The sequence below is a fragment of the Komagataeibacter sp. SM21 genome (assembly GCF_041402665.1).
In the GTDB taxonomy this organism is placed as follows: Bacteria; Pseudomonadota; Alphaproteobacteria; order Acetobacterales; family Acetobacteraceae; genus Komagataeibacter; species Komagataeibacter saccharivorans.
This window is the reverse complement of record NZ_JBGLOV010000016.1, coordinates 1-12,195: the sequence shown is the minus strand read 5'-3', so window position 1 is coordinate 12,195 and position 12,195 is coordinate 1. Positions and strand designations below refer to the sequence as shown.

Below are 12,195 nucleotides of genomic sequence, written 5' to 3'. Positions count from 1 at the left end.
CCACGAGGCCGAAAATTCATCCGCCATTTATCATTAAGGATAATAACATGTCAGACGGCGCGCCCAAAATCTCCGCCAAGGGAACACTGATGAAGGGGAAGCGGGGACTTGTTATGGGGGTGGCGAATGACCGCTCGATTGCGTGGGGCATTGCGCGCGCCGTGGCCGAACAGGGGGGCGAACTGGCCTTCACCTATCAGGGGGAAGCACTGGGCAAGCGCGTGCGTCCGCTGGCGGAATCGGTCGGGTCGTCGCTGGTCCTGCCCTGTGACGTATCGGACGACGCCGCGATTGACGAGACCTTTGCCGCAATCGAAAAGGAATGGGGCAAGATCGATTTTCTGGTCCATGCCATTGGCTGGGCGGACAAGCAGTTCCTGCGCGGGCGCTATGTCGATACCCCGCGTGATGCCTTCCTCAAGGCGCTGGACATTTCGTGCTATTCCTTCACCGCTGTCGCACGCCGCGCGGCCAGCATCATGAACCCCGGCGGGTCGATGCTGACGCTGACCTATCTGGGGGCCGAGCGTGTGATGCCCCATTATAATGTGATGGGCGTGGCCAAGGCGGCGCTTGAGGCTTCGGTGCGCTACATGGCGGTTGATCTGGGCAGCGATGGCATCCGTGTCAATGGCATCTCGGCTGGGCCGGTCATGACGCTGGCGGCCAACGGCATTGGCGATTTCCGCTATATCCTGAAATGGAACCAGTACAATTCCCCGCTGGAACGCAACGTCTCGCTGGAGGAAGTTGGCGGGGCCGGGCTGTACATGCTGTCCGATCTGTCCGGTGGCGTGACGGGTGAAATCCACCATGTTGATTCCGGCTACCATATTGTCGGCATGAAGAACCCGACCGCGCCGGACATCACGGTCGCCGGTAACTGATTGCGGGAAGTCTGCCCTTATGTCCCATAACACTTTCGGCCATCTGTTCCGTGTCACCACGTGGGGCGAAAGCCATGGCCCGGCCATTGGCGGCGTGATTGATGGCTGTCCGCCGCGCATCCCGCTGGATGTATCCGACATCCAGCCGTGGCTTGACCGCCGCCGTCCCGGGCAGTCGAAATTCACCACCCAGCGGCAGGAAGCCGATCAGGTCGAAATCCTGTCCGGTGTGTTCGAGGGGCAGACAACCGGCACCCCCATTTCCCTGCTGATCCGCAATACCGACCAGCGTTCGCGTGACTATGGCGATATCGCCACCCGTTACCGACCCGGTCATGCCGATGTCGCTTATGAAATGAAATACGGCATACGCGATTATCGTGGTGGTGGGCGGTCTTCTGCCCGGGAGACGGCCATGCGGGTGGCGGCGGGGGCCGTGGCGCGCAAGGTACTGGGGCAGGGCGTGCGTATCCGCGGTGCGCTGGTCCAGGTCGGTCCGCATGCGGTCGACCGCGCGCGGATGGACTGGGATATGGTGAATGCCAATCCGCTGTTCTGTCCCGATGCTTCGATCCTGCCGGTATGGGAAGATTACCTTGCCGATATCCGTAAGAAGGGTTCGTCCATCGGCGCCGTGATCGAGGTGGTGGCCGACGGGGTGCCGCCGGGACTGGGTGCGCCGATATATGGCAAGCTTGATTCCGACCTCGCCATGGCGCTGATGAGCATCAATGCCGTCAAGGGGGTCGAGATCGGGGAAGGGTTCGCTTCCGCCTGCCTGACGGGTGAGGAAAACGCGGACCCGATGCGGATGGAAAATGGCGCGCTCCGGTTCGCGTCCAACCATGCCGGTGGCGTGCTGGGGGGGATTTCCACCGGTCAGCCGGTCGTGGCCCGCTTTGCGGTCAAGCCAACCAGCTCGATCCTGACCCCCGTTCCCTCCGTCACGCGCGAAGGGGAGAACGTGGATGTCATGACCAAGGGCCGTCATGACCCCTGCGTAGGTATCCGTGCCGTGCCGGTGGGCGAGGCGATGATGGCCTGCGTTCTGGCCGATCACCTGCTGCGCCATCGGGGGCAGGTGGGCAATCAGGAACCTGTAATTTTGTGAAGTTGCCCGGATTGCCACCTGCCTGACCATGTCGATCAGGACGGGATGGGAAGAGGTCAGTCGGTCGAGACCTGACTGAATGCCATGCCCGTCATGATGTCCTTCTCGAAGCGCAAGATCATGACGCCATAAGTTGTGCCACCCGGTGAAACCGCAGCCGCATGACTGTAGGCATGGCTGATCGTGTCTTTTCCGGTGGTGGATGGCTGTCCGAATGTGTGGCGGACCTTTGTCCGGCTTGTGCCAAAATGGATTTTTCCGCCTGCGATGATGTTCGTGGTCCGGGCTGTATCAGCAAGAAGCGGACAGGCTGTGATGGTGGGTGATGATACGCCTGCGGTCGTGGTTACCAACGCGTCATCGATGGTATTTCCGCCGCCGCATCCCTGACGTGCCGGGGTGGGGATATTGAACGGGTGGCTTACAGGCTGCTCAGTTCCGTTTTTTCAAGCTGGATCAGCCTTTTGCCGATCATGACAGTGCCCGTAGGGGCATCATGTAATGTGGGAGGTACATTGTCAGGGGGCGATGAAGCGCCATGGCACTTCATCGCCCATCCCTGCGCCGCCCCGAAAGGCAGCATGGCCAGTGGCGCGAGCAAGTAGGCATGGCGTATGGCCCGTAATGTCTGGTGACTGCCCGTCATGACGCGGATGGTGTCTGAACGTGAGGGCGGGCGGGGAACGCCATCCGCTCCCCGCCATTTGCCGGTTCAGCCTTTCAGCTTGGCATCCAGCGTGATCGTTGCATTGAACAGCTTGGAGACCGGGCAGCCTGCTTTCGCCTTTTCCGCCAGTTCCCTGAACTGTTCTTCCGTCGCGTTGGGGATTTCGGCTTCCAGCGTCAGCTTCGCATGGGTGATGGCAAAGCCTTCGCCCTGCTTGTCCAGCACGATTTCGGATTTTGCATCGAGCGACGTGGCCGTAAGCCCCGCCCCGCCCAGAATGCCCGACAGCGCCATGGCGAAGCACGCGGCATGGGCTGCGCCCAGCAGTTCCTCGGGGTTGGTGCCGGGTTTGTCCTCGAAACGGGTATTGAAGCCGTAGGGCTGCTGCTTCAGTACCCCGCTCTGGGTCGAGATCTCGCCCTTGCCGTCCTTCAGTCCGCCTGACCAGTGTGCCGTCGCGTATTTGGTGATTGCCATGAGGGATCGGTCCTTATGTCCGTTATCGAAATATCTGGCCGCGCGCATATGGCGCGGTGGATGGTGTCGCATCCTTGCGCAGCCTAACCCGTGCTCGGGAAAAAAGTTGCATCATGGCCGGGATGCTGGCCCACGGCTCTTGCAATGCGCGCCGAAAACGGCCATATCCCGCCACGGTCCCGCGTTGGGGCCAATTCGCACGTGAAGCCAGTACCTCTGGTGTCCTGAAAAACAGGGCGCGCTTCACGGAGGATAAACCAGACACAAGGATCAAGCCGAAATGGCAATGCCTGAATTCACCATGCGCCAGCTTCTTGAAGCCGGCGTGCACTTCGGTCACCACACCCGCCGCTGGAACCCGCGCATGGCGCCGTACCTGTTCGGTGTGCGTAACCAGGTTCACATCATCGACCTGCAGCAGACCGTTCCCATGCTGGACCGTGCGCTCAAGGCGATCCGTGACACCGTGGCCGGTGGCGGTCGCGTGCTGTTCGTCGGCACCAAGCGCGCTGCGGCAGACCAGGTCGCGGAAGCGGCGAAGCGTTGCGGCCAGTATTACGTCAACCACCGCTGGCTGGGCGGCATGCTGACGAACTGGAAGACCATTACCGGTTCGATCAAGCGCCTGCGTGGCATTGACGACATGCTGGAAAACGGCACCCAGGGCCTGACCAAGAAGGAAGTCCTGGACATCACCCGCGACCGTGAGAAGCTGGAGCGTTCGCTCGGCGGTATCAAGGAAATGGGCGGCCTGCCGGACATCCTGTTCGTGATCGACACGAACAAGGAAAAGCTGGCGGTTGAAGAAGCCAACAAGCTGGGTATCCCGGTTGTGGCGGTGCTGGACAGCAACTCCGACCCGCGTGGCGTGACCTTCCCGATCCCGGGTAACGATGACGCCATCCGCGCCATCGCGCTGTATTGCGAGCTGGTTTCGTCCGCAGTGCTCGATGGCATCTCCGCCGAGCTGGGCGCGTCGGGCGAAGACTTCGGCGCTGCCGAAGAACTGCCGGTTGACCCCGCCGTGGAAGCAGCCGTGACGGAAGCCGCCGCAAGCGCGGAATAACATCATTGCGTCGTGGTGGCATGACCCCGCGACGCTACTGACACAGCAAGGACACGCCCCGCAGGATTGCGGGGCGTGCGCCTGTCGTGAGGAGTATCAGGATAATGGCGGAAATCACCGCAGCACTCGTCAAGGATCTTCGTGAGCAGACCGGCGCGGGCATGATGGACTGCAAGAAGGCGCTCAAGGAAGCCGAAGGCGACATCGAAGGCGCGATCGACTGGCTGCGCAAGAAGGGCCTTTCGGCTGCTGCCAAGAAGTCCGGTCGTGTGACGGCTGAAGGTCTGGTTGGCGTGGCGCAGGCCGACAACAAGGCTGCCATGGTCGAGATCAATGCCGAAACCGACTTCGTGGCCCGTAACGAGCATTTCCAGAACTTCGTATCCGAAGTGGCGCATGCCGCCCTTACGGTTGGCGACGATCTGGAAAAGCTGAAGGCAGCCGTGCTCAAGAGCGGCCGCAACGTTGCCGATGAACTGACGCACCTGATCGCCACCATTGGCGAAAACATGTCCATCCGCCGTGCGCGCGTGCTGAGCGTGCCGTCGGGCGTGGTTGCGACCTACGTTCATTCCGCCGTCAGCCCCGGTCTGGGCAAGATTGGCGTTCTGGCTGCTGTTGAAGCACCGTCCGCCAGCGATGCGCTGGAAACGCTGGGCCGTCAGATCGGCATGCACGTCGCGGCGACCCGTCCGGCTGCGCTGGACGTGAACAGTGTTGACCCGCAGGCGCTTGAGCGTGAGCGCGCGGTTCTGGTGGAACAGGCCCGTGCATCGGGCAAGCCGGAAGCTATCATCGAAAAGATGGTCGATGGCCGTATCCGCAAGTTCTACGAGGAAGTGGTGCTGCTGGAGCAGGTCTGGGTGCATGATGGTGAAAGCCGCGTGCGCGAGATCGTCAAGAAGGCTGGTGCGAAGCTGATCGGTTTCGACCGCTTCCAGCTTGGCGAAGGCATCGAGAAGGAAGAAAACGACTTTGCCGCTGAAGTGGCAAAGGCTGCTGGCAACTGATCTGAGTTGCCGGTTTCCGGTTTTCTTTACGCAAGGGCGGGCGCTTCCTGATGGAATGGGAGGCACCCGCCCTTGTGCTATCTGCTACCCCGTATGGGGAAGGCAGCGCGATTGTCCATGTGCTGACGGGCGAATACGGCCTGTATCATGGGCTGGCCCGCGGCGGATCATCCAGTCGGGGGCGCGCGGTATGGCAGACCGGCAATCTGGTGCGCGCGCGCTGGGTTGCCCGCCTGTCCGAACAGCTTGGCACGATTACGGCTGAAACGGTGCATGCGTCTGCCGCGCGCATACTGGATTATCCGGTGCCGCTGGCCATGCTGGCTTCCCTGTGCGCACTGGCTGATGGCAGCCTGCCGGAACGCGAGCCCCATCTGGCCGTATTTCAGGGGCTGACCAGCCTGCTGGCGCGCATAAGCCTCGACCCTGAATGGGCGGAGCGTGAAGGCATGGCGGAAGTCGTTCGGTGGGAACTGCTGCTTCTGTCCGAACTGGGTTTTGGTCTGGATCTGGGGCACTGTGCGCTTGGTGGGGACAGTGGGGATCTGAAATGGGTCTCGCCGCGTACAGGACGGGCCGTGTCGGATGAGCGGGCTGGGGAATGGCGCGACCGCCTGCTGCCGCTTCCGGCTTTCGTTCTGGACCCCGCTCAGGTGGGTACGCCGCAGGACTGGTATGACGGGCTGCGCCTGTCCGGTCATTTCCTGCATCGTGACGCGTTTGGACAGCGCCACCGTCCCGTGCCTGAAGCACGGGGCAGACTGGCGGATATGATTGCCCGTAGGGCCGATATCGCGCCACCCGGTCAGGCGGGTGAGGACGCGCCTGCGGAACCCGACGGACACAACCCGGTGGACAAACCGTAAAGTTTCGCTATCTGTTCACCTGCGGGAGGAAGATTGCATGCCTGTGGACACAACAGCCGGTCATATCGAAGATACCAAGCTGGCCGATGCGCTGAGCGAACGCTATCTGGCCTATGCCATGTCAACCATCATGTCGCGCTCACTGCCCGATGTGCGCGACGGGCTGAAGCCTGTACATCGGCGCATGATCTATGCCATGCAGCAGCTCAGGCTGGACCCGTCCGCCGGGTTCAAGAAATGCGCCCGTGTGGTGGGCGATGTGATCGGTAAATACCATCCGCATGGCGATGCTTCGGTTTACGAGGCGCTGGTCCGGCTGGCGCAGGATTTTGCCGTGCGCTACCCGCTGGTCGAAGGGCAGGGCAATTTCGGCTCGATCGACGGGGATAACGCGGCGGCCATGCGGTACACCGAATCCCGCCTGACCACTGTCGCCAAGGCGCTGCTGGAAGGCATTGACGAAGACAGCGTCGATTTCCGCCCCACCTATGATGGTGAGGAGCAGGAACCTGTCGTCCTGCCCGCGGCCTTTCCCAACCTTCTGGCCAATGGCGCGGCCGGTATCGCCGTGGGCATGGCCACAAGCATCCCGCCGCATAATGTAGGGGAAATCTGTGCCGCCGCCCTTGCCCTGATCCGCAAGCCTGGTACGACGACGGCGGAACTGATGGCGCATATGCCCGGTCCCGACTTTCCCACGGGTGGCAGCATTGTCGAAGACGGCGAGGCCATGGTCCGGGCCTACGAGACGGGACGCGGCGCATTTCGCATCCGCTCGAAGTGGGAAGTGGAACAGGGCCGTTTCGGTACCTGGCAGATCGTGGTGACGGAAATCCCGTATCAGGTGCAGAAGTCGCGCCTGATTGAACAGGTCGCCGATCTTCTGGAACAGAAAAAACTGCCGCTTCTGGCGGATATCCGTGACGAGAGCGCGACCGACATAAGGCTGGTGCTGGAGCCGAAATCACGCGGGATCGAACCTGCGGTGCTGATGGAAACCCTGTTCCGCGCCACCCAGTTTGAAAGCCGTTTTAGCCTGAACATGAACGTGCTGGGTGCCGATCAGGTGCCCGGCGTGCGGAGCCTGAAGGATGTGCTGCAGGCGTGGCTGGATCATCGGCATGACGTGCTTCTGCGCCGTAGCGCCAACCGGCTTGTGGCCGTTAACCGGCGGCTTGAAATTCTCGACGGGTTCCTTGCGGTCTATCTCAACCTTGATGAGGTGATCCGCATTGTCCGCGAAGACGACGATGCGAAAGCCGCCCTTATGGCCACGTTCAGCCTGACGGAGCTACAGGCGGATTCCGTGCTGAACATGCGCTTGCGCAGCCTGCGTCGGCTGGAAGAAATGGAAATCCGCAAGGAGCACGCCGCCCTCAGCGCCGAAAGGCAGACCCTGAAGGATCTGCTGGATCAGGAAGGGCTGCGGTGGAAGCGCATCGCATCCGAGATAAAGGAAATCCAGAAAACCTTCGGAAGTGGCGCGCTGGGTAAACGACGCAGCACACTGGCCGCCCCGCCGCCCGAGATTGATGTTGAATCGGCCCTGCCGGTCGAACGTGACCCCCTTACGGTCGTCCTGTCGCAGCAGGGCTGGATACGGACCGTGCGCGGGCATGGACAGGATCTGCAGGCGCTCAGGTTCAAGGAAGGCGACGGGTTGGGCATGTCGGTGGAATGCTACAGCAATGACCGGCTGTGTGTATTCGCCACCGATGGCCGTGCGTTTACCCTGCGTGTGGGTGATCTGCCGCGTGGTCGCGGCGATGGCCAGCCCCTGCGGCTTATGATCGACCTTTCAAACGATCAGGACATCATCACGATGTTCCCCGTTGATGATACCCGCAAGCGGCTTCTGGCTTCCAGCAGCGGACGCGGCATGGTGGTGGCTGAAACGGCCATGACGGCGGAAAAGCGCACAGGCAAGCAGGTTCTGAACCTGAAAGACGAGGAAAGCGCGCTGATCTGCGTGCCAGCCGAAGGCGATCATGTGCTGGTGCTGGGGCAGAACCGGCGCATGCTTGTGTTCCCGCTGGACCAGTTGCCTGAAATGTCGCGTGGGCTGGGTGTGATCTTGCAGAAATACAAGGACGGCGGCCTGCGCGATGCGGTGGTCTTTACCGCGGAAACAGGGCTGGCATGGCCGGACCCGGCTGCGGCACGCAACCGTTCCTTTGCTGATCTGCGCGACTATCTGGGCAAGCGCGCCGAGATGGGCCGCCAGGCTCCTGCCTGGGCGACCCGCAAGCCGCGCGGTTAGGGATCTGCGGACTTATCCTGCCGGTGGATGAAACAGTCCATCCGGCAGGAAAGCACTCTGCCGTGCCTGATCCCTGCCATATTCCCCCAGATCCAGATCATGCCAGATGCCGCGCGTCATGATCTGCGCGGGACGGAAACGGGCCTTGTAGGCCATCTTGCGGCTTTCGTTGATCCAGTAGCCTAGGTACAGGTAGGGCAGGCCCATCATGCGGGCATGGCTGATCAGGTACATCACGGCGAATGTCCCCAGCGACCGATGCTGAAGCGCGGGATCATAGAAATCATAAACAGCGGAAAGCCCGTCATCGAGCTGATCCACCAGCGCGACGCAGGCCAGCCTGCCTTCGGGATCGCGGAATTCGATCATGAAAGTTTCGATCGGCGTATCTTCGATCATGGCCCGGTAATCGGGAAACGTCATGGATGCCATGTCGCCGCCTTCATGCCGGGCATGCTGGTAGGCGCTGAACAGGTTGAACTGTTCCGGTGTGGCGCGTGGCGGCACGGGAAAGCCGTGCAGCATGGCGTTGCGACGCAGGGCGCGCTGCTGCGTGCGGCTGGGGGTAAAGCGGTCCACCGGCACGCGGATGGGCGTGCAGGCCGTGCAGCTTGCGCAGACCGGGGCATAGGCAATGGTGTGGCTGCGACGGAAGCCCGCACGGGACAGGCGGTTATGGAAAGATATGGCTTCCGCGCCGCCAATTTCGGTCACGACCTTGCGTTCCATGCGTCCCGGCAGGTAGGGGCAGGGCATGGGCGCTGTGGTATAGAATAGCTGCGGATGCCGTGGCGATGTGTATGTCATGCGCTCTCACCAGCCGAAAACAGGAAGCAGCCCGGCGAACAGGAAAAACAGACTGCCCGTATCCTGTACGGTTATCATATTTTCCCTGTCGCAGGCATCAACTATCCTGTTGAATGCATGCCGCTTGTGGGCCGGTCAGGCCCGGAGCAGGCGCGCGGCCTCCAGCGCGAAATAGGTCAGTACCCCGTTGGCGCCCGCGCGGCGGAAGGACATCAGGCTTTCGATGATGACGCGGTCACGATCCAGCCAGCCATTCTGGATGGCGGCCATCAGCATCGCGTATTCACCCGACACCTGATAGGCGAAGGTCGGCACGGCAAATTCCTGCCGCACGCGCTGGATGATGTCCAGATACGGCATGCCCGGCTTGACCATGACCATATCCGCACCTTCCTGCAGGTCCAGCGCCACTTCACGCAGGGCCTCATCACTGTTGGCGGGGTCCATCTGGTAGGTTTTCTTGTCACCCGTCAGCAGGCCACCAGATCCCAGCGCATCGCGGAACGGTCCGTAGAAGGCGCTGGCGTATTTGGCGGCGTAGGACATGATGCGGGTATTGACCAGACCATCGCTGTCCAGTGCCTCGCGGATGGCGCGTACGCGGCCATCCATCATGTCGGACGGGGCGATGATGTCGATCCCGGCGGCGGCCTGATTGACCGCCTGCGTTACAAGGATGCGGACCGAGGGATCGTTGACCACGTAGCCGTTTTCGATCAGCCCGTCATGGCCGTGGCTGGTATAGGGATCAAGCGCGACATCGCCGATCAGGCCGATCTGCGGGAATTCCTTTTTCAGCAGGCGCGCGGCACGACACATGAGGTTGTCGGGATTGGTTGCTTCGGTCCCGTTTTCATCACGCAGGTCCGTGGGCGTTATGGGGAACAGGGCGATGGCGGGAATATCCAGTTTCGCCGCCGGTTCCACATGGGCTGCAAGTCGGTCCAGACTGACACGCTGCACGCCGGGCATGGAGGCTACATCGGTAACCGAAGCCGTGCCTTCGGTAACAAAAATCGGCCAGATGAGGTTATCGGTCGATAGCGTGTTTTCGGATACCAGTCGCCTGGTGAACCGGTCGTGCCGGTTGCGCCGCGGCCGTACATGGGGAAATTGACCGATACTCATCCAATCCAACTCCAGCTATGGGATGGGGCCGACTATGGTCCCGCCGCTACCCTATGCCAAATTATGATCCGGTAATGCACGCCCTTCAGTCCTTCGGGCGCATGGCAGGCATGACCTTGCCCAGTCGGCTATGGCGCACACCATAAATCCCGTAAACGACCAGCCCGATTGCCAGCCACCCGACCAGCCGCAGCCATGTCAGCGCGTCGAGCGAGACCATCATCACAAGGCAACTGAGAATACCGGCCACCGGTATCACCATCCCGCCGGGCACGCGGAAGACGCGCGGACGGTCCGGTTCACGCACGCGCAGCACCATCACGCCCACACACACGATGACAAAGGCCAGCAGCGTGCCGATGGAAGTCATATGCGCCAGTTGTTCGATGGGCAGAAACGCCGCCAGCACGCCCGTCACGGCCATGAAGAACAGATGGCACGCAACCGGTGTGCCCCAGTTATGGTGTGTGCGGCCAAACATGGGCGGCAGCAGGCCGTCGCGCGCCATGGCGAAGAAGATCCGGCTCTGCCCCAGCAGCAGCACCAGAATGACCGACAGGAAACCACATATGATGCCAAGCTTAACCGCAGCCTTCAGCCAGCCAAAGGGTGTCTGGTCAATGGCCGTGGCCACGGGGGCGGCATCGCCGATCATATCGTGATAGTTGACCAGTCCCGTCAGCACGAATGAAAAGGTGATGTAGACCACCGTGCAGATCGCAAGGCTGCCCATAAGGCCGATGGGCATGTCGCGGCCCGGATTGCGTGTCTCCTGCGCCACGGTCGAAACCGCATCGAACCCCAGATAGGCAAAGAAAACCGTCCCCGCCGCGCGCAGGATGCCCGATATGCCGTAATGCCCGAACTCCCCGGTATTGGGCGGGATGAAGGGGGTATAGTTTTCGACCCTGATATACGGCAGTCCGCATGCGATCACGGCGACGATGACCGTAAGCTTGATCGCCACCACAATGGCGTTCATCCGCGCTGATTCAGAAATCCCGCGCATGAGCAGCAGGGACAGCGCCATGATGACGAACACGGCAGGCAGGTTGGCCAGTCCGTGTACCGGCTGGCCGTCCGCCATGCCCACCACCTCGAACGGGGAAGCCATGAGGCGGGGCGAAAGGTGAATACCCCATTCATCAAGCAGGGATCGCATGTAGCGCGCCCAGCTTACGGATACGGCTGATGCCCCCACGGTGTATTCCAGCACGAGATCCCAGCCGATGATCCAGCCCATCAACTCACCCAGCGAGGCATAGGCATAGACATACGCGCTGCCCGCCGCCGGAAGCATGCCCGCCAGTTCACCGTAACACAGCCCGGCAAAGGCGCAGGCTATGGCGGCCAAAGCGAAGGAAATGATGACCGCAGGCCCGGCATTGCTGCCTGCCGCGATCCCTGTCAGCGAGAACAGCCCCGCGCCGATCGTGGCCCCCACGCCAAGGGCCATGAGGCTGGCGGGGCCAAGCACGCGCTTCAGACCCGCATCATCCGTGGGCGCGCCCACCGGCAACCTGCGCAGCCATGCGCGCAGAAGGCCCGCTCTCCTGTTCGTGTTCATGCTGCCCTCTTTGGGGATGGGGGGAAAACAGCTTCGGTCAAATCGGGCGGTCTCCGTCATTTTGGCGTTGTCTAAACGCCCCTATATGGCGCACATAGCAGGCCTGTCCCCATACGTGTCATATCCGCGTCATTACCCGGAAAAGACAGTTGATCCAAGGAATGGAGAATCATAACGGTGCCGGACCCTATCAGCCAGACTGACCTGAAACAGTTTTTCCGCGCCCCGCTGACGGAAGCGGACCCGGATGTTGCTGCGATCATTGGCGCGGAACTGGAACGCCAGCGCGACGGTATTGAACTGATTGCGAGCGAGAACATGGTGTCGGCCGCGGTGATGGCGGCGCAGG

12 protein-coding genes and 1 pseudogene are annotated in these 12,195 nt (G+C 61.7%); 7 read left to right on the top strand and 6 right to left on the bottom strand.

The genetic code is table 11. The features are described from left to right. The first annotated feature begins 47 nt into the window (after positions 1–47). Both fabI and aroC read left to right on the top strand, forming a co-directional pair. A complete protein-coding gene (fabI, locus tag ACBR42_RS13745; protein ID WP_102323539.1) occupies positions 48–887 on the top strand; it encodes an enoyl-ACP reductase FabI in 840 nt (279 codons plus the stop codon). 19 nt (positions 888–906) lie between these two features. Next, positions 907–1,998, top strand: a complete 1,092-nt coding sequence (aroC, locus tag ACBR42_RS13740) for a chorismate synthase (protein WP_371208370.1) — start codon at positions 907–909, stop codon at positions 1,996–1,998. Between the two features lie 56 nt (positions 1,999–2,054). Here aroC and ACBR42_RS13735 read toward each other — a convergent pair whose 3' ends face one another. From ACBR42_RS13735 to ACBR42_RS13725, 3 genes are all read right to left on the bottom strand, one after another. Then, the gene (locus ACBR42_RS13735) at positions 2,055–2,351 is read right to left on the bottom strand and encodes a hypothetical protein (RefSeq protein ID WP_371208369.1); all 297 of its coding nucleotides are present in this window, start codon (positions 2,349–2,351) and stop codon (positions 2,055–2,057) included. Positions 2,352–2,419: 68 nt separating this feature from the next. Next, positions 2,420–2,644: a hypothetical protein gene (locus ACBR42_RS13730; protein ID WP_371208368.1), complete on the bottom strand. Its 225-nt coding sequence runs from the start codon at positions 2,642–2,644 to the stop codon at positions 2,420–2,422. 66 nt (positions 2,645–2,710) lie between these two features. Continuing rightward, positions 2,711–3,142, bottom strand: coding sequence for an OsmC family protein (locus ACBR42_RS13725; protein WP_102323541.1), 432 nt, complete (start codon positions 3,140–3,142; stop codon positions 2,711–2,713). Between the two features lie 280 nt (positions 3,143–3,422). On the opposite strand from ACBR42_RS13725, the gene rpsB reads away from it, so the two are divergent. The 4 genes from rpsB to parC all read left to right on the top strand — a co-directional run bounded on the left by rpsB (position 3,423) and on the right by parC (position 8,344). Then, positions 3,423–4,208: a 30S ribosomal protein S2 gene (gene rpsB / locus ACBR42_RS13720; RefSeq protein ID WP_102323542.1), complete on the top strand. Its 786-nt coding sequence runs from the start codon at positions 3,423–3,425 to the stop codon at positions 4,206–4,208. A 104-nt stretch (positions 4,209–4,312) separates the two neighbouring features. Then, positions 4,313–5,218 (top strand): translation elongation factor Ts, encoded by a 906-nt coding sequence (tsf, locus tag ACBR42_RS13715; RefSeq protein WP_102323543.1) that lies wholly within the window; start codon positions 4,313–4,315, stop codon positions 5,216–5,218. Between the two features lie 50 nt (positions 5,219–5,268). Further along, the gene (recO, locus tag ACBR42_RS13710; RefSeq protein WP_371208367.1) at positions 5,269–6,084 is read left to right on the top strand and encodes a DNA repair protein RecO; all 816 of its coding nucleotides are present in this window, start codon (positions 5,269–5,271) and stop codon (positions 6,082–6,084) included. A 37-nt stretch (positions 6,085–6,121) separates the two neighbouring features. Then, a complete protein-coding gene (gene parC / locus ACBR42_RS13705) occupies positions 6,122–8,344 on the top strand; it encodes a DNA topoisomerase IV subunit A (RefSeq protein WP_371208366.1) in 2,223 nt (740 codons plus the stop codon). Between the two features lie 12 nt (positions 8,345–8,356). Here the strand turns inward: parC and ACBR42_RS13700 are convergent, their stop codons facing one another. The 3 genes from ACBR42_RS13700 to ACBR42_RS13690 all read right to left on the bottom strand — a co-directional run bounded on the left by ACBR42_RS13700 (position 8,357) and on the right by ACBR42_RS13690 (position 11,846). Continuing rightward, entirely contained in the window at positions 8,357–9,151 is a 795-nt protein-coding gene (locus ACBR42_RS13700; RefSeq protein ID WP_132304255.1) for an arginyltransferase, read from the bottom strand. Between the two features lie 135 nt (positions 9,152–9,286). After that, positions 9,287–10,279, bottom strand: coding sequence for a porphobilinogen synthase (gene hemB, locus ACBR42_RS13695; RefSeq protein WP_110548435.1), 993 nt, complete (start codon positions 10,277–10,279; stop codon positions 9,287–9,289). 85 nt (positions 10,280–10,364) lie between these two features. Further along, the gene (locus ACBR42_RS13690; RefSeq protein ID WP_132304253.1) at positions 10,365–11,846 is read right to left on the bottom strand and encodes an amino acid permease; all 1,482 of its coding nucleotides are present in this window, start codon (positions 11,844–11,846) and stop codon (positions 10,365–10,367) included. Between the two features lie 177 nt (positions 11,847–12,023). On the opposite strand from ACBR42_RS13690, the pseudogene glyA reads away from it, so the two are divergent. Continuing rightward, a pseudogene (gene glyA / locus ACBR42_RS13685) lies at positions 12,024–12,195 on the top strand (serine hydroxymethyltransferase); the annotation flags it as partial.